General features: G+C 57.7%; 17 protein-coding genes. 11 read left to right on the top strand and 6 right to left on the bottom strand.

What is annotated here, in order from left to right:
* Positions 1-9 precede the first annotated feature (9 nt).
* Positions 10-690 (top strand): response regulator, encoded by a 681-nt coding sequence (locus AC9UEO_RS03955; protein ID WP_509530148.1) that lies wholly within the window; start codon positions 10-12, stop codon positions 688-690.
* Here the strand turns inward: AC9UEO_RS03955 and AC9UEO_RS03950 are convergent.
* The 3 genes from AC9UEO_RS03950 to AC9UEO_RS03940 form a co-directional block, all read right to left on the bottom strand.
* Positions 687-1,271: a hypothetical protein gene (locus AC9UEO_RS03950; RefSeq protein ID WP_509530145.1), complete on the bottom strand. Its 585-nt coding sequence runs from the start codon at positions 1,269-1,271 to the stop codon at positions 687-689. The genes AC9UEO_RS03955 and AC9UEO_RS03950 overlap by 4 nt on opposite strands.
* Before the next feature lie 45 nt (positions 1,272-1,316).
* Entirely contained in the window at positions 1,317-4,649 is a 3,333-nt protein-coding gene (icmF, locus tag AC9UEO_RS03945; protein ID WP_509530143.1) for a fused isobutyryl-CoA mutase/GTPase IcmF, read from the bottom strand.
* 132 nt (positions 4,650-4,781) lie between these two features.
* The gene (locus AC9UEO_RS03940) at positions 4,782-6,209 is read right to left on the bottom strand and encodes an amidase (RefSeq protein WP_509530141.1); all 1,428 of its coding nucleotides are present in this window, start codon (positions 6,207-6,209) and stop codon (positions 4,782-4,784) included.
* Positions 6,210-6,280: 71 nt separating this feature from the next.
* Between AC9UEO_RS03940 and AC9UEO_RS03935 the strand changes: the two genes are divergently transcribed.
* The 7 genes from AC9UEO_RS03935 to AC9UEO_RS03905 all read left to right on the top strand — a co-directional run bounded on the left by AC9UEO_RS03935 (position 6,281) and on the right by AC9UEO_RS03905 (position 15,063).
* Entirely contained in the window at positions 6,281-7,873 is a 1,593-nt protein-coding gene (locus AC9UEO_RS03935; RefSeq protein WP_509530139.1) for an ABC transporter substrate-binding protein, read from the top strand.
* The gene (locus AC9UEO_RS03930; protein ID WP_509530136.1) at positions 7,873-8,826 is read left to right on the top strand and encodes an ABC transporter permease; all 954 of its coding nucleotides are present in this window, start codon (positions 7,873-7,875) and stop codon (positions 8,824-8,826) included. Before AC9UEO_RS03935 ends, AC9UEO_RS03930 begins: the two co-directional genes overlap by 1 nt.
* On the top strand, positions 8,826-9,704 hold the full coding sequence (locus AC9UEO_RS03925; RefSeq protein WP_509530133.1) for an ABC transporter permease: 879 nt from the start codon (positions 8,826-8,828) through the stop codon (positions 9,702-9,704). Before AC9UEO_RS03930 ends, AC9UEO_RS03925 begins: the two co-directional genes overlap by 1 nt.
* Entirely contained in the window at positions 9,704-11,275 is a 1,572-nt protein-coding gene (locus AC9UEO_RS03920; protein ID WP_509530130.1) for a dipeptide ABC transporter ATP-binding protein, read from the top strand. Before AC9UEO_RS03925 ends, AC9UEO_RS03920 begins: the two co-directional genes overlap by 1 nt.
* A complete protein-coding gene (locus AC9UEO_RS03915; protein ID WP_509530127.1) occupies positions 11,272-12,777 on the top strand; it encodes a M81 family metallopeptidase in 1,506 nt (501 codons plus the stop codon). The genes AC9UEO_RS03920 and AC9UEO_RS03915 overlap by 4 nt, the downstream gene beginning before the upstream one ends.
* 13 nt (positions 12,778-12,790) lie before the next feature.
* On the top strand, positions 12,791-14,197 hold the full coding sequence (locus tag AC9UEO_RS03910) for an amidase (protein WP_509530124.1): 1,407 nt from the start codon (positions 12,791-12,793) through the stop codon (positions 14,195-14,197).
* 77 nt (positions 14,198-14,274) lie between these two features.
* Entirely contained in the window at positions 14,275-15,063 is a 789-nt protein-coding gene (locus AC9UEO_RS03905; protein WP_509530121.1) for a type III pantothenate kinase, read from the top strand.
* On the opposite strand, the gene AC9UEO_RS03900 is transcribed toward AC9UEO_RS03905, so the two are convergent.
* Positions 15,060-17,117 (bottom strand): molybdopterin-containing oxidoreductase family protein, encoded by a 2,058-nt coding sequence (locus AC9UEO_RS03900; protein ID WP_509530118.1) that lies wholly within the window; start codon positions 17,115-17,117, stop codon positions 15,060-15,062. The two genes, AC9UEO_RS03905 and AC9UEO_RS03900, sit on opposite strands and share 4 nt — an antisense overlap.
* A gap of 262 nt (positions 17,118-17,379) precedes the next feature.
* Between AC9UEO_RS03900 and AC9UEO_RS03895 the strand changes: the two genes are divergently transcribed.
* Positions 17,380-18,570 carry a M20 aminoacylase family protein gene (locus tag AC9UEO_RS03895; RefSeq protein ID WP_509530115.1) on the top strand — a complete coding sequence of 397 codons (1,191 nt, stop codon included), beginning with the start codon at positions 17,380-17,382 and terminating at the stop codon, positions 18,568-18,570.
* Positions 18,571-18,578: 8 nt separating this feature from the next.
* Here AC9UEO_RS03895 and AC9UEO_RS03890 read toward each other — a convergent pair whose 3' ends face one another.
* Together AC9UEO_RS03890 and AC9UEO_RS03885 are read right to left on the bottom strand one after the other, a co-directional pair.
* Positions 18,579-19,244, bottom strand: coding sequence for a TetR/AcrR family transcriptional regulator (locus AC9UEO_RS03890; RefSeq protein WP_509530112.1), 666 nt, complete (start codon positions 19,242-19,244; stop codon positions 18,579-18,581).
* A gap of 6 nt (positions 19,245-19,250) precedes the next feature.
* Complete coding sequence (locus AC9UEO_RS03885) at positions 19,251-19,646, bottom strand: phasin family protein (RefSeq protein ID WP_509530110.1); 396 nt, start codon at positions 19,644-19,646, stop codon at positions 19,251-19,253.
* Between the two features lie 99 nt (positions 19,647-19,745).
* Here AC9UEO_RS03885 and rfaH point away from each other — a divergent pair, with 99 nt between their 5' ends.
* Together rfaH and uppS are read left to right on the top strand one after the other, a co-directional pair.
* Positions 19,746-20,231, top strand: a complete 486-nt coding sequence (rfaH, locus tag AC9UEO_RS03880) for a transcription/translation regulatory transformer protein RfaH (protein ID WP_509530107.1) — start codon at positions 19,746-19,748, stop codon at positions 20,229-20,231.
* Between the two features lie 2 nt (positions 20,232-20,233).
* Complete coding sequence (gene uppS, locus AC9UEO_RS03875; protein WP_509530105.1) at positions 20,234-21,013, top strand: polyprenyl diphosphate synthase; 780 nt, start codon at positions 20,234-20,236, stop codon at positions 21,011-21,013.
* The last annotated feature ends 1 nt before the right edge of the window (position 21,014 follow it).

Genomic DNA, 21,014 nt, shown 5'->3' with positions numbered 1-21,014 from the left:
ATAAGCAATATGGCAACAATTTTGGTGGTTGATGACGAACTCGGCATTCGCGATCTGCTGTTTGAAATCTTGAACGATGAAGGCCATCATGTCGAGTTGGCAGAGAACGCAGCGCAAGCGCGTCTTGCCCGTGCAGCCGCACGGCCCGATTTGGTCTTGCTCGATATTTGGATGCCAGACACAGACGGCGTGACCTTGCTCAAAGAATGGGCGTCTACAGGCTTGCTCAACATGCCAGTCATCATGATGAGTGGCCACGCCACCATAGAGACCGCTGTACAGGCCACCCGCATTGGGGCGCTGGCGTTTTTAGAAAAACCCATCACCATGCAAAAACTGCTCAAAGCTGTGGATCAAGGCTTGGCGCGAAAACCGGCTGTACCTGACCGACCCATCCTTGGTGTGATCCCTAGCCAGACAGTGTCGCAGCCGCCGCTTTCTTCGGTCATGGTGCAGGCACAACCCGCTGCATCTCGTGTACCTGCGTCGGTACAAAACTTTGATTTGTCACAACCACTGCGAGAAGCCCGCGATGCATTTGAAAAAGCCTACTTCGAGTTCCATCTCTTGCAAGAAGGCGGCTCTATGACACGTGTTGCTGAAAAAACCGGCCTAGAGCGTACCCATTTGTACCGCAAGCTCAAGCAGCTAGGCGTCGACTTATCCCGCAGCAAGCGCGGCGGTTCTTAAGGTGGCGACGAGGGCTTGTCTTTGTACAGGCGCTCAATCAGTGGGTACAAGCCCGACCGCCGCAGAAGCACAGTAAAGAGAAAAGCCCCCAGCAAGGCTCCCGTCAAGTCGCCAACGATCATGATGGGCAATTGACTCACGGACATCAATTGCTCGGGTTGCTGGTATGCCCATATAAAGTGGTGGACTACCGCATTGAGCAAGGCGTAGAGCAAACACATTTGTATCAAGTCACTGGGCTGGGCTATTCGCAGTGCACGCTCCTTGAGCAGTTGAAACAGCACAAGCGCCAACACAGGACTGGTTGCAGAAGCACCTGCATTGAGCAATATTTGCACAAGGCTTTCGTTAGAACTGTAACCTAGCAAGCTGCTGCCAAAGAAAATGGCGGCAAAGCCCCAAACAGGCCCCAAAATCAATACATAGGCGGCACGCAGAAAAGCCGGCAAATATACCCAGCTGATGTGGTTGGACAGGGATATATGGTCAAACAACCAAGCGTTGGCCAAATGCGTCATGGCGAACAGTGGCGCACACAGAGCAAGCCAGATGATTTTTTCTTGGTACAAACCTAGTCGCACGGTTAAAAATGGTAAAGAAGGTGAAGAAGGTAAAGCCTAAGTACTTTACATATTTCTTCTGTACTGTCCACCGACCTCAAACAAGGTCTTGGTGACTTGACCCAGCGAGCAGCAACGCACCGCATCCATCAGTACCTCGAACACATTGGCGTTGTCCAACACCGCTTGTTGCAAGCGGGCCAGCTGCGCTTGGGCTGCTAGGGCGTGTTGGGCATGGAAATCGTTCAAGCGCTTCAACTGACTTTGTTTTTCATCTTCGGTAGAGCGAGCCAGTTCAATGGTTTGTGGCACTTCGTTGGCATGGGGCGACTTGAAGGTATTGACCCCAATGATGGGCAACTCGCCGGTGTGCTTGAGCATTTCGTAGTGCATGGATTCGTCTTGGATTTTTCCACGCTGGTAACCGGTCTCCATCGCACCCAAAACACCACCACGCTCGGCAATCGCCACAAACTCGGACAGCACCGCTTCTTCCACCAACTGGGTGAGCTCTTCAATGATGAACGCGCCTTGAGAGGGATTTTCGTTTTTGGCCAAACCCCATTCGCGGTTGATGATGAGCTGAATCGCCATGGCGCGGCGCACGCTGTCTTCGGTGGGCGTGGTGATGGCCTCGTCAAAGGCGTTGGTGTGCAAGGAGTTGCAGTTGTCGTAAATCGCAATCAAGGCTTGCAACGTGGTGCGAATATCGTTGAACTGAATCTCTTGTGCATGCAAGCTGCGACCACTGGTTTGGATGTGGTACTTCAGCTTTTGGCTGCGCTCGTTGGCGCCGTATTTTTCTTTCATGGCCACCGCCCAGATGCGCCGCGCCACGCGGCCCATGACGGTGTACTCAGGGTCCATGCCGTTGCTGAAGAAGAAACTCAGGTTGGGCGCGAAGTCGTCGATGTGCATGCCGCGTGCCAAATAAGCCTCTACAAAAGTAAAGCCGTTAGACAGGGTGAACGCCAATTGGCTGATGGGGTTGGCACCGGCTTCAGCGATGTGATAACCGCTGATCGAGACGCTGTAGAAATTGCGCACCTGGTGCTCGACAAAGTACTGGGCAATGTCGCCCATCACCTTCAAGCTGAACTCGGTCGAGAACAGGCAGGTGTTTTGCCCTTGGTCCTCTTTCAAGATGTCGGCTTGTACCGTGCCGCGCACGTTTTGCATCACCCAAGCGCGGATGTCTGCCGCTTCGGCAGCATTGGGTTCGCAGCCCTTGTCGGCGCGGAATTTTTCCAAGTTTTGGTCGATGGCGGTGTTCATGAACATCGCCAAAATGGTCGGCGCAGGGCCGTTGATGGTCATGGACACGCTGGTGGTGGGCAAACAAAGGTCAAAGCCGTCGTAGAGAGCTTTCATGTCGTCCAAGGTGGCGATGCTCACGCCTGAATTGCCGACCTTGCCGTAAATGTCGGGGCGCAGGTCGGGGTCGTTGCCGTACAGCGTCACAGAATCGAAAGCGGTGCTCAAGCGCTTGGCAGGCATGCCTTCGCTCAACAATTTGAAGCGGCGGTTGGTGCGAAACGCATCGCCTTCGCCGGCAAACATGCGGGTGGGGTCTTCGTTTTCTCGCTTGAAGGCAAAAGTGCCGGCGGTGTAGGGGTAGCGGCCGGGCACGTTGTCGAGCATCAACCACTGCAACACGTCGCCATGGTCGTGGTACTGGGGCAGAGCGACTTTGCGCACCGTGGTGCCACTGAGCGACTTGGTCACGAGTGCAGTGCGGATTTCTTTGTCGCGCACCTTCACCACCAGTTCGTCGCCTGCGTAGTCTTGTTGCAGTTGCGGCCAGTCGGCGAGCAGGGCGCGGGCATCGGGCAATAAACGACCAAGGCGTTCATCGGCCAAGCCTTGAGCTGCCTCAGAGGCACGGGGTTTGCCGGGTTTGCCTTCAGCCAACATGGCTGAAGCGGCTTGCAGTTGTTGGATTTCGCGGGCGAGCTGCGCTTGGCTGTGGGCACGCTGTTTGTAGCCGCGCACGGTGTCGCTGATTTCGGCCAAATAGCGGCTGCGCGCAGCGGGCACGATGGGTGTTTGGTGCGAGCTGTGACGCACTTTCACCACCGGTAAACGTCCCTCTGTCAGCTTCAAACCCAGGGCTTGCAAGCGCGGCTTCATGGCTTGGTAGAGCGCGGTCACGCCGTCGTCATTGAAGTGGGCCGCCATGGTGCCAAACACCGGCATTTGCTCGGTGGGGGTGGTCCATGCTTCTTTGTTGCGTTGCACTTGCTTGGCCACGTCGCGCAGCGCATCGGCGGCACCTTTGCGATCGAACTTGTTGATGGCGACAAACTCGGCGAAGTCGAGCATGTCGATTTTTTCCAGTTGGCTGGCCGCACCAAACTCGGGCGTCATTACATACAGGGGCACATCCACATGCGGCACGATAGCCGCATCCCCTTGGCCAATGCCTGAGGTTTCCACGATCACCAAATCAAAGCCTGCGCATTTGGCGGTGGCAATCACGTCGGGCAAAGCGGCGCTGATTTCGCTGCCAAATTCGCGGGTGGCCAAGCTGCGCATGAACACACGCTGCTCGGATAAATTGGTATCTGACCCCAATTTATTCCAAGGAGAAATGGCATTCATGCGGATGCGGTCGCCGAGCAAGGCGCCACCACTTTTGCGCCGCGAGGGGTCGATGGAGATGACGGCGATGCGCAGGTTGTCATCTTGGTCCAAACGGATGCGTCGAATCAGTTCATCGGTCAGCGATGATTTGCCTGCACCCCCCGTTCCTGTGATACCGACCACAGGCACTTGCATCTGGGAGGCTTGGTTGGTCAATGAGGTACGCAAGGCGTGCAAAGCGGGGTTGACCCCTGCGGCTTGGTTTTCCAAGGCGGTGATGAGTTGCGCCAAAGAACGCCAAGCCGCAGGGCTGGCACCTTGAATAGCGCTTAATGTGGAGGGTGCGTGTGCATTCAAGTCCTGATCGCAGCGCATGATCATCTCGCCAATCATGCCGGCCAAGCCCATGCGCTGACCGTCTTGCGGGCTGAAAATGCGCGTCACGCCATAAGCCTGGAGCTCTTCAATTTCCGAGGGCACGATCACGCCGCCGCCGCCACCAAAGACCTGGATGTGCGCGCCGCCGCGCTGTCGCAGCAAATCGACCATGTACTTGAAATATTCCACATGGCCACCTTGGTAGGAGCTGATGGCAATGCCTTGCACGTCTTCTTGCAGCGCGGCCGTCACCACCTCGTCAACCGAGCGGTTGTGGCCCAGGTGAATGACCTCGGCGCCCATGCCTTGCAAAATGCGGCGCATGATGTTGATGGCCGCGTCGTGGCCGTCAAACAAACTGGCGGCGGTGACAAAGCGTACTTTGTGCTTGGGGCGGTAGTTGGCCAGGGCTTGGAACTCGGCGGACAGGTCGGTCATGGTGGTGACGGGGTGAACCGGAAAATGAAGATTATCAAGGGTTACTGGCGAGTAGCCGATGTATGTAAATTGACGTTACGTCAATCATAACGCGAAGTCAAGACAGGTGCAGAGACCTTAATTTGCCCTTGGTTAGGGCCTGATGGCCAACCAATCCCCCGCCACTTCCTCGTAAGCCAAGCCAAGCGACAGTAAAGCCAGCTCCCCTTGGGGCTGGCCAATCAATTGCATGCCCATGGGCAGGCCTTGGGGATTGAAGCCGCAGGGCACATTCAGCGCTGGCAAGCCAGCCAAACTGGCGTACAGCACCACCTCCATCCAGCGGTGATAGGTATCCATCTGAACCGTGCCCTTGGGGGTTTGAATTTGCCCAGGCCAGCGCAGCGCAGCTTCAAAAGGCCACACCTGACAACTGGGCAAGACCAGAACATCAAAGCGGCGCATCAGCCCCACCATGTGTTGGTAAAACGCCGTGCGATCGTTGCTAGCCTTCAAAAAATCGCTGGCTTTCATGCCAGCTGCTTGGTCAAATTCCCACAGCGCTTCGGGCTTCACAAGGTCTCGGCCCTTGGCCACCATGGGCGCGATGCGCGAAGCGGTAAGCACCCGTCGCCACGCCAACCAAGTTTGCCATGCAGATTCGGGTGAATAGCCTAGGCTCAAGGGTTCAACCACACATCCCTTGCCCTCCAAACGGCGCAGACCATCCTCGCAAGCCTCAAGCACGCCTGCCTGCATGGGCAAATAGCCGTTCAAGTCGCCCAGCCAGCCTATGCGCAAGCCCTTGGCCTCAGGCTTGAGCGTGGTGGCAAACCCCTTGGGCATGTTGGCCAGCGACAAAGGTGCTCTGGGGTCGTAACCTGAGATCACCTCCAAGAGTTGCGCCAAGTCGCTCACAGTTCTGGCCATGGGGCCGTCGGTGCCAAGTTGGCTGACCCACACATCGTTGGTCGGGTAAGCCGGCACCCGCCCTTGCGAGGGGCGAAGACCAAACACATTGTTCCAAGCGGCAGGGTTGCGCAAGCTGCCCATGAAGTCCGAGCCATCGGCCACGGGCAGCAGGCGCTGCGCCAAAGCCACGGCCGCGCCACCGCTGCTGCCCCCCGCGCTGAACGCGGGGTTGTAAGCGTTGCGCGTGGTGCCAAAGACATCGTTGAAGGTGTGTGAGCCCAAGCCCCACTCGGGCGTGTTGGTTTTGCCGATCACGATGCCGCCTGCGGCTTTCAAGCGTTGCGTCAGCAAGGCGTCTTGGGCGGGGATGTTGTTGCGTAACAAAGGTGAGCCGCAAGTGGTGGGAATGCCCGCCACATCCACCAAATCCTTCAAGGCTATCGGCAAGCCATGCATCCAACCGCGAGAGTGGCCTTGGGAGAGTTCTGCGTCGTGTGCATCAGCTTGTGTCAACAGCGAGGCGGGTTCTTGCAGGCTGACCAAGGCGTTGAAGTGCGGATTGACGCTGTCAATGCGCTGCAAATACGCTTGCATCACCTCGCGACAAGACACTTGCTTGGCATGAATGGCTTGCGAGAGTTGGTTGGCGCTGAGTTCGGTGATAACCATGCTGAAGTCCGTCAAAAAGAGAATCGCTTATATTGAGCTTTAAATGTAGCTTGGCAAACAAGGGGATGGGTATGCGACGCAGTTGGTTAAAAGTGATGGGCGTGGTTTTGGCGGCGAGTTGGCTGAGTATGTCGGCGCAAGCCCAAAACACCTTGCCAGCCAACAAAGTGTTTCGTTTTGTGCCCCACGCCAATTTGGCGGTGCTTGACCCCATCTGGACCACCGCCTACGTCACGCGCAACCATGCTTACATGATTTACGACACTTTGTTCTCTGAGGACGCCAAGGGTGATATTCAGCCGCAAATGGTGCAAAGTTACACAACCGCCAAAGACGGCAAGACTTGGACTTTCAAGCTGCGTGCGGGTTTGGAGTTTCATGACGGCAAAACCGTCACCAGCGAAGACGTGGCCGCGTCACTCAAGCGCTGGGCCAGCCGCGACGCCATGGGCGGTATTTTGTTTAGTTTCATAGACAAGATTGAAACCCCGGACGCCAACACCTTTCGCTTTATTCTTAAAGAGCCCTGCGCCATCGTGCTCGACGCCTTGGGCAAGGCGTCTAGCAATGTGCCCTTCATCATGCCTGCTCGCATCGCAGCGACACCCGGCACCGAGCAAATCAAGGAGCACATTGGCTCAGGGCCCTTTATCTTCAAGGCTGACGAGTTCAAGCCCGGCTCGGTGGCCGTGTATGTGCGTAACCCCAAATACTTGTCGCGCAAAGAAGCGCCCAGCGGTTTGGCAGGGGGGCGCCCCGTCAATTTTGAGCGGGTGGAGTGGGTCATCATTCGCGACCCGCAAACCCAGTTCAATGCGCTGCAAGCTGGCGAGGTCGACATGGTGGAGCAGCCCAGTTTCGAGCAATACGAGTCATTGAAAAAAACCGCTGGCGTCAAGGTGGACGATTTTTCACCCGCAGGCTACCAGTACGTCATGCGCTTTAACCACCTGCATGCACCTTTTAACAATGTGAAGATTCGCCAAGCCGCCATGCTGGCCATTGGGCAGCAGGCTTTCATCAATACGCAAGTGGGCATTCCCGACTTGGTTCGACCTTGCCGCAGCATTTACCCTTGCGGCACGCCCTTGGCAGACGAGAACACCGGCTACTTCACCGGTGTGGCCAACGCCGCCAAAGCGCGGGAATTGTTGAAGGAAGCCGGCTACGACGGCACACCTATAGTGATGATGCGTCCCACCGATTTATCCGCCATCACCAAGCTGCCCTTGGTGGCCAAACAGCAATTAGAAGCCGCAGGTTTTAAAGTGGACTTGCAACAAATGGACTGGGCCTCTTTGGTAGCGCGCCGTGCCAAAAAAGAACCGCCCAACCAAGGCGGCTGGAATATGTTCTTCACCACCTGGACCGCACAAGACATTGGCAGCCCTTTAAGCAGTGCCATGCTCAATGCCAAGGGAGCCACCGGCTGGTTTGGTTGGCAAGACGAACCGCGTATCGAAGCCTTGAAAGCCAAATTCGCCCGTGCCCATGAAGGCCCTGAGCAGAAAAAAATTGCCTCCGAAATTCAAGCCTTGGTGTTTGAAACCGCGGCTTTTGCGCCGCTGGGCCAATACCGCAACCCCACCGCCTTGCGTAGCAATGTCAGTGGCATGCTGCAAACCGCAGGCATTCCCGTAATGTGGGGCTTGAGCAAAAACTGATGGCGTCTTTTTTGCTGCGTCGATTGCTGGCGGTGCTGCCCGTGCTGTGGGTGGTGTCGGTGGTGGTGTTTCTCATTTTGCGCTTAGCCCCGGGTGACCCTGCCGCGGTGATTGCCGGCAACAACGCCACCAGCGAAGACATCGCCAACATCCGAAGCCAGTTGGGTCTGGACCGCAACCTTGTCAGCCAATACGGCATTTGGCTGGGCAAGGTAGTGCAAGGCGATTTGGGTTTCTCCTACTACTTAGGCAAACCCGTGCTTGAACTCATTACCCAACGCATGGAGCCCAGCCTGTCTTTGGCCTTGGGTACAGCTTTGCTGGCGGTGTGTGTGGCCGTGCCTTTGGGCACCTTGGCGGCATGGCGCATGGGGGGGTGGCTAGACCGGTCTCTATCGGCGTTTTCGGTGGCAGGTTTTTCGGTGCCTGTGTTCGTGATTGCCTATGGTTTGATTTATGTGTTTGCGATTCGCTTGCAGTGGTTGCCGGTGCAAGGCTATAAGCCCTTGTTCGGTGCGCAAGCGGGCAGTGTGTGGGACTGGTTGCGCCAACTCGTCTTGCCGTGGCTGACTTTGGGCACCATCTACATCGCCTTGATTGCCCGCATGACCCGAGCCAGTGTGTCCGAGGCTTTGAGCGAAGACTACATACGCACGGCGCGAGCCAAAGGCATTGGCGAGATGGCGGTTTTGTTGCGCCACGCTTTGGCGAATGCGGCGGTGCCCATCGTCACTGTCATTGGCATTGGCGTGGCCTTGCTGATTGGCGGCGTGGTGGTGACCGAGACCGTGTACGCCATCCCGGGCCTGGGTTCGCTCACGGTGGACGCAGTGCTCAACCGCGACTTTCCGGTCATCCAAGGTTTGGTGCTATTTTTTTCGTGCAGCTATGTGTTCATCAATTTGCTGGTCGACCTAAGCTATGTGTTGTTAGACCCCAGGATTCGTCACTGATGGCCACCTTGCAACGTCGTTTATGGGACCACGGTTCGGTGCGCTTTGGCGTGGCGGTGCTGGCCTTCATGGTGGCGGTCGCCTTGCTCGCGCCTTGGCTGGGGACAGTGGACCCCGCTGCGATGGACGCCAACCACATCAACAAAGCCGCTGGCGTGGCGGGTGACTTTGCACTGCCCGACGGCCAAGCGGTGGCGCACACGTTTTGGTTGGGCACGGACAACTTTGGCCGCGATATTTACAGCCGTGTGCTGTTTGGCAGTCGCATCTCCTTGGTGGTGGGTATTGCCACTGCCATCTTGGCGCTGGGCTTGGGGGGCTTGTGCGGCATGTTGGCGGGTTACTTTCGCCAAGTCGATATGTTTCTGATGCGCTTTATGGACGGCTTGATGGCCATTCCTGCGGTGCTGTTGGCAATTGCCTTGGTGGCGGCTTTGGGTGCCAATGTAGCCACAGTGGTCATTGCCATCGCAATACCTGAGGTGCCGCGTGTCACCCGCTTGGTGCGCTCCTTGGTGCTGACCTTGCGCGAAGAACCGTATGTGGAAGCTGCTCGCGCTTTGGCCACACCCACGCCTGTTATTTTGTGGCGTCATATTCTGCCCAATGCCATGGCACCCTTGTTGGTACAAGGCACGTTTGTGGCGGCCTCCGCCGTGCTGACCGAGGCGATTTTGAGTTTCTTAGGGTTGGGCCTGCCCCCTGATGTACCTACTTGGGGCAACATCATGGCCGAGGGTCGGGTGCAGTTTAGCCAGCAGCCGGGCAATGTTTTGTTCCCCGCCATGTTCTTAGTGCCCACGGTGTTGGCGATCAACTTGTTGGGGGACGGCTTGCGCGATGTGCTCGACCCCAAATTCGCCAAGCGGGTGGGCTGATGACGCAACCCGTTTTGCTGGTTGACAACTTAAGTGTGGCGCTGCCCAGCGGTGCGGACAGGCCCATGGCATTGCAAGACATCAGCCTAAAGTTGTCTGCGGGGCAAACTTTGTGCGTGGTCGGAGAATCAGGCTCGGGTAAATCGGTGCTGGCCACCACCGTCATGGGCTTGCTGGACGGTGAATTGAAAGTATCGGGCGGCTCAGTTCAGTTGCTTGGCGAGTCTTTGCTGGACGCCAGTCAGGCACGTTTGCGTGCCTTGCGTGGACGCGCCATGGGCATGGTGTTTCAAGAGCCGATGACCGCACTTAACCCCGTGATGCGCTGCGGCGAGCAAATCGATGAACTGCTGCGAACCCACACCGATTGGTCGGTCCAGCAGCGCCGCCGTGCGGTCTTGGACATGCTGGCGCAGGTGCGTTTGCCCGATCCTGAACGTATGTGGCACAGCTACCCGCATCAGCTCAGCGGTGGGCAACGCCAACGCATTGTCATTGCCATGGCCATGGTGATGAAGCCGGCGCTTCTCATTTGTGACGAACCCACCACTGCGCTAGACGTCACCACCCAAAAAGACATCTTGCAGCTCATACAAACTTTGCAGCAAGAGACGGGCAGCGCTGTGCTGTTCATCACCCATGACATGGGCGTGGTGGCCGACATTGCAGACCAAGTGCTGGTGATGCACCGTGGCGTGGCGGTCGAGCTCGGCAGCCGCGATCAAGTGCTGCGTTCTGCGCAAGCGTCCTACACCCAAGCGTTGTTGGCGGCCGTGCCCAGTATGACGCCGCCCCCTGCTCGTCACATCGCTGACACGCCAGCCTTGCTGCGGGCCGTGGCGGTTGGCAAAACCTATGACACCAACCGCGCTTTGCACGACGCCAGCGTGGCGCTGCGATCAGGTGAAACCGTTGGCATTGTGGGTGAGTCGGGTTCGGGTAAATCCACTTTGGCGCGGTGTGTGTTGCGTTTGATTGACCCCAGCAGCGGCGAGATTTTTTGGGGCGAAGATGAAATTGCCACTTTGCCTGAAGCTCGTTTGCGTCCTTTGCGTCACCGTGTGCAAGTGGTGTTTCAAGACCCCAACCGATCGCTTAATCCGCGCATGACGGTGGGTGAGTCGCTGGTCGAAGGCGCTTGCAACTTTGGCATGGGTGCGACTGAGGCCAAAGCTTTGACCGAGCAACTCTTGCAGCAAGTGCAACTTCCCGTGCAAGCCATGGCCCGCTATCCGCGCCAGTTCAGCGGCGGGCAGCGTCAGCGCATCGCCATCGCCCGTGCCTTGGCTTGCAGGCCGCAGGTTTTGGTGGCCGACGAAGCGGTCAGTGCTTTGGATGTATCGGTGCAAGCGCAAATTCTGCAACTGCTGCGCCAAGTGCAGCAGCAGTTTGGCTTAGGCCTGCTGTTCATCACCCATGATTTGCGGGTGGCTGCGCAGTTGTGTGACAGCGTCATCGTCATGCACCAAGGGCAGATCGTCGAGCGTGGCGACACTGCTACGTTGTATTCACAACCTCAACACACTTACACACGGGCATTGATGGCAAGCGCTCCAGGGATTGCGTCATGACCACCGTGTTCATCGCAGGGTTTCAGCACGAGACCAACACCTTTGCACCCAGCTTGGCTGATTGGGCCGCGTTTAACCGAGGCGATGCGTTTCCGGCTTATATCCGCGGCCAAGCGATGCAAGCGCAGTTCACCGGCGTGAACATTCCGGTGGGCGGCTTTATAGACGCTGCCAAGCGCCATGGTTGGCAATTGTGGCCCTCGGTGTGGGCGGGTGCCAGTCCGTCTTCTTTTGTGACACGTGATGCGTTTGAGCGCATCGCTGGCGACATCCTGCACGACTTGAAGCAAGCGCTGTCGCAAGGCGTGGACGCGGTCTACCTCGATTTGCACGGCGCCGCGGTGGCCGAACACGCCGATGACGCCGAAGGCGAATTGCTCGCGCGTGTACGCGCTTTGGTCGGCGAACACATGCCCGTGGTGGCAAGCCTTGACTTGCATGCCAACGTTACCCAGCGCATGTTGACGCTTAGCGATGCTTTGGTGGCCTACCGTACCTACCCCCACATCGACATGGCCGAGACGGGAGAGCGTGCTGCCGACTTGCTGCAAAGGCGTTTGCGATTGGGTCGGCGCGAGGCCTTGGCGGTACACCGCTTGCCGTATTTGGTTTCGCTCAATGCGCAGTCGACTTGGTTGCAACCCGCCAAGGACATTTACGCTGCCATGGCCGATATCGATCGTGAATACGCTGGTGTACTGAGTTTTTGCATGGGTTTTCCCGCCGCCGACTTTGAGGAATGTGGGCCGGTGCTGTGGGCTTATGGCGCAGAGCCCTTGGAGGCGAATGCTGCGGCAGAGGCTTTGAACGCCTTGGCCTCTACTCCCGCGCAGTGGCGCATGGATTTTTTACCCGCTCGCGAAGCGGTCACGCAAGCCTTGGCCTTGGCGGCTCAGCACGAGCGGCCCGTGTTGATTGCCGATACCCAAGACAACCCAGGTGCGGGGGGCGACAGCAACACCACTGGCATGCTGCACGCTTTGCTGCAACAAGGTGCTGGCAAGCGCTACCCCAACGCCGTGGCTTTGGGCTTGCTGTACCACCCTGAGGTAGCAACCATCGCTTGTGGCGCTGGTGTAGGCGCTGAGATCGACGTGGTGCTGGGCGTGTCCGTGCCTACCTATGCGGGCATGAGTGATGCACCGCTGGCGGTTCGCGCCAAGGTACTGGCCATCAGCGATGGCCGTTGCGTGTTGAAAGGCCCGATGATGCGCGGCATGACCAGCCAATTGGGCGCGAGTGCTTGTCTGGCTATCGATGGCGTATTGGTGGCGGTGGTCAGCGGCAAAGCGCAGTTGTTTGACCGAGAAATGTTGCGCTGTGTGGGCATCACCCCAGAGGCCATGAAGCTCATTGTGCTCAAAAGCTCCAACCATTTCCGTGCCGATTTTCAGCCCATCGCCAGCCATGTGCTGGTGGCCAAGGCGTCAGGTCCCATGGCCGCCGACCCCGCCGATTTGCCTTGGCGCAAACTCAGTTCACGCACCCGTACCAGCGCCTGAAGGAGTCTCTTGTATGTCTGACCTGACCCAATGCACTGCCACACAACTGTTAGGTCTTTACCGCAGCGGCGAGGCTTCTCCCGTACAGACCACGCAAGCGGTGTTGCAGCGCATCGCACGACTCAACCCCCTGCTCAACGCCTATTGCTTGGTGGATGAAACCGCTGCCATGGCCAGCGCCCGCCAAAGCGAGGCACGTTGGCAAGCGCACCGCCACAGTGGCACGGCTGTCTTGGCCTTGGACGGCGTGCCCCTGTCCATCAAAGACCTGATCCTCACCCAAGGTTGGCCCACTTTGCGTGGCAGCCAAACCGTTAACCCCGATCAGCCTTGGGAGGTGGATGCGCCGGTGACCGCACGCTTGCGCGAAGCTGGGGCGGTGTTGTTGGGCAAAACCACCACGCCCGAGTTTGGCTGCAAGGGCGAAACCAATTCGCTGTTAACAGGCATCAGCCGCAACCCCTGGAACCTTGAGCACACCCCAGGCGGCTCATCGGGTGGCGCATCCGCTTCGGTGAGTGCTGGCTTGGGGCCTTTGGCCATGGGCACCGATGGCGCGGGCAGTGTGCGCATTCCCGCCTCGTTTTGCGGCAACGTGGGCTTGAAGCCTAGCTTTGGCCGCGTACCAGCCTATCCCTTGTCGCCTTTTGGCTCGGTCGCACATTTAGGGCCTCACGCCATGACGGCAGAGGATGTGGCGCTGTTGATGAACACCATCGCTTTGCCCGATGCCCGCGACTGGACCTCGCTGCCCTTTGACGGTGTGAACTATCTGGCGGGCTTGCAGGGTGGCGTCAAGGGTTGGCGAGTGGCGTATTCGCCCACCTTGGGTTACGCCAAAAATGTGGACCCCGAGATTGCCGCCGCCACCGCCCAAGCAGCCAAGCATTTGCAGGACTTGGGTGCGGTGGTGCAGCAGGTCGACCCACTGACCGAAGACCCCTTGGACATCACCACCGGATTGTGGTTTGCCGGTGCGTACCAAGTGTGGCAAACCTTAAGCCCTGCGCAACAGGCTGTCACCGACCCCGACTTCAAAGCACAAGCCGAGTTGGGTGCCAAGTTCGATGCCAATGCCATTCATACGCTGAACCAGCGCCGGGGTATGTTGGGCTCGCAGTTGCGCCAGTTCATGCAGCGCTTTGACCTGATACTGACACCCAGCACCGCTGTGACTGCCTTCAAAGCCTTGCCAGCAGGCCACAGCGCCATGAACTCGGCTGCCATGTTGGGCTGGACACCCTTTAGCTACCCCTTCAACCTCAGCCAGCAACCGGCCATCAGCCTGCCGTGTGGACTCTCATCGCAGGGCTTGCCCATGGGCGTGCAGTTGGTGGGCACTATGTTTGGCGATGCAAAGCTGCTTCAAGCGGCACAGGCTTTGCAAGCTTGCTACCCCGTGCAGCGGCCTGCTATTTGACACAACGCATTTTGCTAAGACTCTTGGGTTTTGGAGATGGTTAACATCTTGCCCTTTGCTGCTTGGGCATTCTTTGTATGGCATTCATCGCACTTGACGTAGGCAACACCCGCTTGAAATGGGCGATGTACGACGCCCCTCACCCCCATGCGCAGTTGCTCGCGCAGGGCGCGGTGTTTTTGGAAAACATCGACAAACTCGCTGACGATGACTGGGGTAGCTTACCCGTGCCAGACAGTATGTTGGGCTGCATCGTGGCGGGTGAAGCGGTGCGCCGTCGCGTGGAAGAACAGTTGGAGTTGTGGGACTTGACGCCGCATTGGGTGGTGTCGTCCGCCAAAGAAGCCGGCTTGGTGAACGGCTATGACCACCCCGCACGGCTAGGGGCAGACCGCTGGGTTGCCATGATCGGCGCTTTGGCCCATATGCGGGCGCAAACCGCAGAAACTGTCGCGCAACCCATGGTGGTGGTGATGGTCGGCACCGCGGTCACGGTGGAGGCGATTTCTGCCGAGGGTGAATTTTTGGGCGGTTTGATTTTGCCTGGCCACGGCATCATGCTTCGTGCCTTGGAGTCGGGCACCGCGGGCTTGCGTGTGCCCACTGGCGAAGTCCGCGCTTTTCCCACCAACACCAGCGATGCGCTCACCAGTGGCGGCACTTTTGCCATTGCCGGCGCGGTCGAGCGCATGGTGCAACATGTTCGGGCGCATTGCCACGCCGAGCCGCTTTGCTATATGACGGGTGGTGCGGGTTGGAAGATGGCACCCAGCATGTCGGTCAGCTGCGAGTTGATCGACGGTTTGATTTTTGATGGCCTGCGCGAAATAGCCGCCCAGCGTTTGGCGGCAGTCGCTGCGCGTTAAGCCGCCAAAGTTTCGACCTGAACCGCGCAGTCGTAGAACACGGGTGCGCGGCCCATGTCTGTCAGGCGTTGCGAGGTGAGTTCGTTGACGTTCTTGCCATCCAAGCCCAGTTTGCGCCACCAAATCCCCAGTCCTACCACCATGCCCGCTTGGGCGCGGGTGGTGATTTGAGCCTTGCATTCGTAACTGCCGCGGTCATTGAAAACCCGCACCATGGCGCCGTCTTTGACCTGCCGCGTTGCAGCGTCATCAGGGTGAATTTCAAGAAGCGGTTCACCCTCCATGTCACGCAGGCTTTTGATATTCACAAAGCTGGAGTTCAAAAAGTTGCGCGCAGGTGGAGAAATCATCGCCAGCGGGTAGGCGGCTTGGGGGTTGGCGGGTTCGTAGTTGGGCAGGTAGTCAGGTAGGCCGTCCAAGCCCTGCGAAGCCAAGCGTTCGCTGAAGAATTCGCACTTGCCAGAGGCTGTGGGAAAACCACCGTTTGCAAATGGCGCATCTGCCACGGGCCAATGGGCAAAACCATCTTTTAACAAGGCATCCCAAGTGACCGGCGATGCACTTTGCAGGTTGCGTGGATTTTGCAGCGCCAAGCGGCACAGGCTTTGGTCGTCCTCTTGCAGCAAAGGGCTGTCCATGCCCATGCGTGTGCTCAGTTCTCGAAAAATCTGCGTGTTGGTTTTGGCCTCACCCATGGGCGCGATGGCGGGGCGATTAAGCACCATGTCGGTGTGGCCATAGCTGTTGTGAATGTCCCAATGTTCAAGCTGCGTGGTGGCGGGCAACACATAGTCGGCGTGGTCGGCGGTGTCGGTCATGAAGTGCTCTAGCACCACGGTGAACAAATCTTCACGCGCAAAGCCTTTGACGACCTTGGCTGATTCAGGTGCCACCGCCACTGGGTTGCTGTTGTAGACCACCACGGCTTGCACCAAGTCGGGCGTGTTCAAGGCCTCGCCTATGGTGCTCATATTGACGAGCGGTGCTTGGGTGTTAGTGTGCAGATCATGACGCTGCAGCGCCGCTCCATTGTGCAGGGCGTGGCCGGATGCACTGAGCACCACACCGCCAGCGCGGTGGCGCCAAGCGCCCGTCAAGGCGGGTAGACAAGCCACAGCCCGAACTGCGTTACCGCCACCGTGCGAGCGCTGCACGCCATAGTTCAAGCGAATCGCGCAAGGCTTGATGTGGGCGTAGTCGTGGGCGAGTTGGCGCACGTCTTCTGCCTTCAAACCGCACACTTGAGCCGTTCGTTCGGGCGTCCATTGCAAGGCGCGTTCGCGCAAGGCCTCGAAACCCACAGTGTGCTGTGCAATGTAGTCGTGGTCCAGCCAGTCGTGGGTGATGAGTTCATGCATCAGCCCCAAGGCCAGCGCAGCGTCGGTGCCGGGTTTGAGGGCCAGATGCACATCGCATTTGTCAGCGGTTTCGGTACGCCTGGGGTCTATGCACACCAGTTTGGCACCTTGGCGTTTAGCCTCTTGGGCGATGCGCCAAAAATGCACACTGCTGGTGATGACGTTGCTGCCCCAGATGAGGATAAGTTTGGACTCAGCGAAATGCTGCACCTTCATGCCCACCTTGCTGCCAAAGGTTTGGGCCAAGGCTTCGCCGCCAGCGCTGGAGCAAATTGTGCGGTCGAGTTTGGCCGCACCCAGCAGATTGAAAAACCGCATGGCGATGGATTCGCCTTGCACCATGCCCATGGTGCCGGCATAGCTATACGGCAGGATACGCTCTGGTGTTTTGTGGGCAATGGTTTTCAGGCGTTGTGCGATATCGCTCAAAGCGTCATCCCAGCTAACCTGCTGGAACTGGCCACTGCCTTTGGGGCCCACGCGTTTCAAAGGATGCAAAACGCGGTCAGGGTGGTAGGTGCGCTCGGTGTAGCGTGAAACCTTGGTGCACAGCACGCCGTCGGTCAGTGGGTGGTTAGGGTTGCCTTGCACCTTGATTGCGACGCCATCTTTCACGGTGGTCAGCAAGGAGCAGGTGTCGGGGCAGTCGTGGGGGCAGGCGCCCAAGATGGTGGTGGTCATGGTTGCATTTTGCATGGTTTAACCCTTCATTGCGAGCGCAGCGAAGCAAACTTCCCGTCTTTGCGAGCGCAGCGAAGCAATCTCCCTGCGGCACGCGGCGCTAGATTGCTTCGCTGCGCTCGCAATGACAGGGGATGCTTCGCTGCGCTCGCAATGACAGGGGATGCTTCGCTGCGCTCGCAATGACGTTGATAGCTTTTGGGCTACGCCCCTCGCAAGGACGGGAATTTCTGATCGGGTAGACTGATTCCCCAAGCCAAATACTGAGGGTGAACTTATGAAACTGCTTGACTCCATCGCTACCGAAGCGGCCAGCATCATCGCTGTGCGCCGCGACATACACGCCCACCCCGAACTGTGCTTCCAGGAGCAGCGAACCTCTGATGTGGTGGCGGGCAAGCTGACCGAATGGGGCATTGAGGTGCACCGTGGCATGGGCACCACCGGCGTGGTGGGTGTCATCCAAAACGGCAACAGCAAACGCAGCATCGGCCTGCGTGCCGACATGGACGCACTGCCCGTCAATGAAGCCAACACCTTCGCCCACGCCAGCAAACATCCCGGCAAGATGCACGCTTGCGGCCACGACGGCCACACCGCCATGCTGTTGGCAGCAGCCCAGCATTTGGCTAAACACAAAAACTTCGATGGCACCGTGGTGTTGATCTTCCAACCCGCAGAAGAAGGGGGTGGTGGCGCTAGAGAGATGATCAAAGACGGCCTGTTTAAAAAGTTCCCCGTGGACGCGGTGTTCGGCTTGCATAACTGGCCTGGCATGCCCGTGGGCACTTTGGCGGTCAGCGCGGGGCCGGTGATGGCCTCCAGCAATGAATTCAAAATCACCATTTGCGGCAAAGGCTGCCACGCCGCTTTGCCTCATAACGGTATTGATCCTGTGCCCATCGCCTGCGAGATGGTGCAAGCCTTCCAAACCATTGTGTCGCGCAATTTGAAGCCCATCGATGCTGGCGTCATTTCGGTCACCATGATCCACGCGGGTGACGCCACCAATGTGGTGGCCAACAGCTGCGAGCTGCAAGGAACGGTACGCACCTTCACGGTGGAGATGCTCGACCTCATCGAGCGACGCATGCGCACCATCGCCGAGCATGTCAGCGCAGCCCACGAAGCCACCTGCGAATTTGCCTTTGTGCGCAACTATCCCCCCACCATCAACCACCCCAAAGAGGCAGATTTCACCCGCTCAGTGTTGGCAGGCATCGTGGGCGCGGACAACGTGCTCGCGCAAGAGCCCACCATGGGATCGGAAGACTTCTCTTATATGTTGCTGGAAAAACCCGGCACCTATTTCTTCATCGCCAATGGCGAAGGTCAGCACCGCGAAATGGGACATGGCGGTGGCCCCTGCACCTTGCACAACCCCAGCTACGACTTCAATGACGACCTGATTCCTTTGGGCGGCACGGTCTGGGTGCGCATGGTCGAGCAGTTTTTAGCGCCAGCTTAAATAGCCACTCAGGCGCTAGGCGGCGCATCGTACATCTGCAGCAAAGCCAGCAGCTGTGCTTTGGGTTGGGCTTGCAAATAGGGCAGTAACAAGCCCAGCACCTGCTGCGCGCCGCGTGACACACCGCCTTGGGCATTGGTGTCTTCCAGCGCATGGCGCGGGTCGCGCACGTATTCATAGCTCAGCCACCAGGTCAGCATCACCAGCATTTGCGTGGCGCTGCTGTCTCGCTCAGTCAGGTTTTGAGTCAGCCAGCCCTTGTCACTCAAACGCCCGAGCAAAATTAAAAAAGCTTTGTGTTTGTCCGCCAGCACCTCTTTGACCTGCTGCTCAAGCTGTCGGTATTTGCTGAGTAAATCGTTCAAGTCACGGTACAAAAACCGATAGCGCCACACCAACTCGAACAGCGAATGCATGAAAAACCAAGCGTCCTCCAAGTCTTTGACGTCTTGCGCAGCAGATAGCAAGGCTTGCAAGTCGTGTTGGTACTTGCCAAATAGGTGGTTGACGATGTCTTCCTTGCCTGGGTAGTGGTAGTACAAATTGCCGGGGCTGATCCCGAGGTCGGCTGCCACCATGGTGGCAGCCACATTGGGCTCGCCAAAGCGGTTGAACAAGCCCAAAGCGCTGGCCACAATGCGCTCGGCGGTTTGTCGCGGCGCTTTGCTGGCCATGGCGTATCAGCTTTTGCGCTCGGCCAATTGTTTCTCTAACTGCGCTACCCGCGCTTGCAAATCGGCCAAATCTTGTGCGCTGGGCAGACCCATGCTTTTCAAAGCCTTGGCAACCCTTTCTTCAAAAATGCTTTCCAGTTTGTCCATCTGACCACTGGCGCTTTGCCCCATTTGGCTCGCCATTTGCCCCACTTTTTCAGCAGCCTCGGCCATTTTGGCTTGGGCTTGTTGGGTGGTTTGTTGCAAGTGTGAGCCTTCTTTGACCAAGTTTTCAAATGCCTTGGTGCCTTCTTCTTGGGCTTTGGCAAAAGCGCCCAAACCTGCCAGCCAAATGTGCTGAGCCGAGTCTTTCATGCGCTGGCTCATTTGCTGGGGGTCAAATTCAGGGGGGGTGCTGGCCATGGTGGTTCCTTGGGGAGTGAAAATTCATCATAGTCCAACCTCTGGCTGGAATATTAAACCCCTACAATTGTCAAACTTACAGAGAAATACCCTGAATCCATGTTGTGGTACGCCGTCCATTCCCGACCCAAGCAAGAACAACGCGCCTTGGAAAACCTGCAAAACCAAGGCTATGAAGCTTGGTTGCCTTTGATCACCATAGAAAAATTGCGCCGAGGCCGACTCGCCGAGGTGATCGAGCCCATGTTCAGCCGTTATTTGTTCATTCGTTTGGACATGGAGCACACCAACTGGACGCCTATTCGCTCCACCCTTGGGGTGAGCCGTTTGGTGAGTTTTGGCAATCGCCCTGCACCCATGTCGGACGATTTAATCCAAGCCTTGCGCAACATGCCTGAACGGGCACCAGAAAAACTTTTGCAACCCGGCCAAGCGGTGCGCATGATTGATGGCCCCCTCAAAGGCTTGGACGCTGTCTATCAACAATCCGATGGCGAGTTACGCGCCATGGTGCTGGTGGATCTGATGAGCAAACAGCATTTGGTTAGCGTGGACTCGCAGCATTTGTTCCCTGTGACCATCTGAGCATGAACACGCATCCACAGCATATTGCGATCATCATGGACGGCAATGGCCGCTGGGCCAAAAAGCGTTTGATGCCGCGTACTGTTGGCCATGCGCGGGGTGCCGCCAATGTTCGCCATATCGTCAAGGCCGCCCACGCCATGGGTTTACCTTACCTCACCTTGTTTGCGTTTAGCTCGGAAAACTGGCGTCGCCCGCCAAATGAGGTGTCGGCCTTGATGGGCTTGTTTTTGCAATACCTTGAGTCTGAAGTGGCTGAAATGAAAGCGGCAGGTATTCGTCTTCGCGTGATTGGCGACCGCAGCGCGTTTGCGCCACTGTTGCAATCTCGCATCGACCAAGCCGAGCAAGATACTGCCCACAACACAGGTTTGAACTTAACGATTGCAGCCAATTACGGAGGGCAATGGGATGTTTTGACGGCAGTACGCGCATGGCAAGCAGCCCATCCCGATCGATCGCTGCAAGACTTAGACCCCGCGGGCCTTGCTGCGCACTTGAGCACTTCTGAATTACCCGACCCCGAGTTGCTCATACGCACAGGTGGGGAGTCGCGCATCAGCAACTTCTTGCTTTGGCAAACCGCTTATACAGAGCTTTATTTCACCGACCTGCATTGGCCCGATTTTGATGACGCTGCTTTGGCCAAAGCCTTGAAATGGTATGGCCAGCGTGTGCGCCGTTTTGGGCGCACAGATGAGCAGGTGCAGCAGCACCCCAGTCTGACTGAGCATACCCCCACCCAAGACCTTGTTATCCAAAGCAACATCAAGATAGGCTAAT

Source organism: Limnohabitans sp., assembly GCF_040401495.1.
Taxonomy (GTDB): Bacteria; Pseudomonadota; Gammaproteobacteria; order Burkholderiales; family Burkholderiaceae_C; genus Limnohabitans.
This window is presented reverse-complemented; position numbering and strand designations above follow the sequence as displayed.

What these genes read in the sequence shown, in the direction of transcription:
- AC9UEO_RS03930 (WP_509530136.1), top strand. Translation starts at nt 7,873, where the DNA reads ATGGCGTCTTTTTTGCTGCGTCGATTGCTGGCGGTGCTGCCCGTGCTG.
- AC9UEO_RS03910 (WP_509530124.1), top strand. Translation starts at nt 12,791, where the DNA reads ATGTCTGACCTGACCCAATGCACTGCCACACAACTGTTAGGTCTTTAC.
- AC9UEO_RS03940 (WP_509530141.1), bottom strand. Translation starts at nt 6,209, where the DNA reads ATGGTTATCACCGAACTCAGCGCCAACCAACTCTCGCAAGCCATTCAT.
- AC9UEO_RS03895 (WP_509530115.1), top strand. Translation starts at nt 17,380, where the DNA reads ATGAAACTGCTTGACTCCATCGCTACCGAAGCGGCCAGCATCATCGCT.
- AC9UEO_RS03925 (WP_509530133.1), top strand. Translation starts at nt 8,826, where the DNA reads ATGGCCACCTTGCAACGTCGTTTATGGGACCACGGTTCGGTGCGCTTT.
- AC9UEO_RS03885 (WP_509530110.1), bottom strand. Translation starts at nt 19,646, where the DNA reads ATGGCCAGCACCCCCCCTGAATTTGACCCCCAGCAAATGAGCCAGCGC.
- AC9UEO_RS03905 (WP_509530121.1), top strand. Translation starts at nt 14,275, where the DNA reads ATGGCATTCATCGCACTTGACGTAGGCAACACCCGCTTGAAATGGGCG.
- icmF (WP_509530143.1), bottom strand. Translation starts at nt 4,649, where the DNA reads ATGACCGACCTGTCCGCCGAGTTCCAAGCCCTGGCCAACTACCGCCCC.
- AC9UEO_RS03920 (WP_509530130.1), top strand. Translation starts at nt 9,704, where the DNA reads ATGACGCAACCCGTTTTGCTGGTTGACAACTTAAGTGTGGCGCTGCCC.
- uppS (WP_509530105.1), top strand. Translation starts at nt 20,234, where the DNA reads ATGAACACGCATCCACAGCATATTGCGATCATCATGGACGGCAATGGC.
- AC9UEO_RS03900 (WP_509530118.1), bottom strand. Translation starts at nt 17,117, where the DNA reads ATGCAAAATGCAACCATGACCACCACCATCTTGGGCGCCTGCCCCCAC.
- AC9UEO_RS03890 (WP_509530112.1), bottom strand. Translation starts at nt 19,244, where the DNA reads ATGGCCAGCAAAGCGCCGCGACAAACCGCCGAGCGCATTGTGGCCAGC.
- rfaH (WP_509530107.1), top strand. Translation starts at nt 19,746, where the DNA reads ATGTTGTGGTACGCCGTCCATTCCCGACCCAAGCAAGAACAACGCGCC.
- AC9UEO_RS03915 (WP_509530127.1), top strand. Translation starts at nt 11,272, where the DNA reads ATGACCACCGTGTTCATCGCAGGGTTTCAGCACGAGACCAACACCTTT.
- AC9UEO_RS03935 (WP_509530139.1), top strand. Translation starts at nt 6,281, where the DNA reads ATGCGACGCAGTTGGTTAAAAGTGATGGGCGTGGTTTTGGCGGCGAGT.
- AC9UEO_RS03955 (WP_509530148.1), top strand. Translation starts at nt 10, where the DNA reads ATGGCAACAATTTTGGTGGTTGATGACGAACTCGGCATTCGCGATCTG.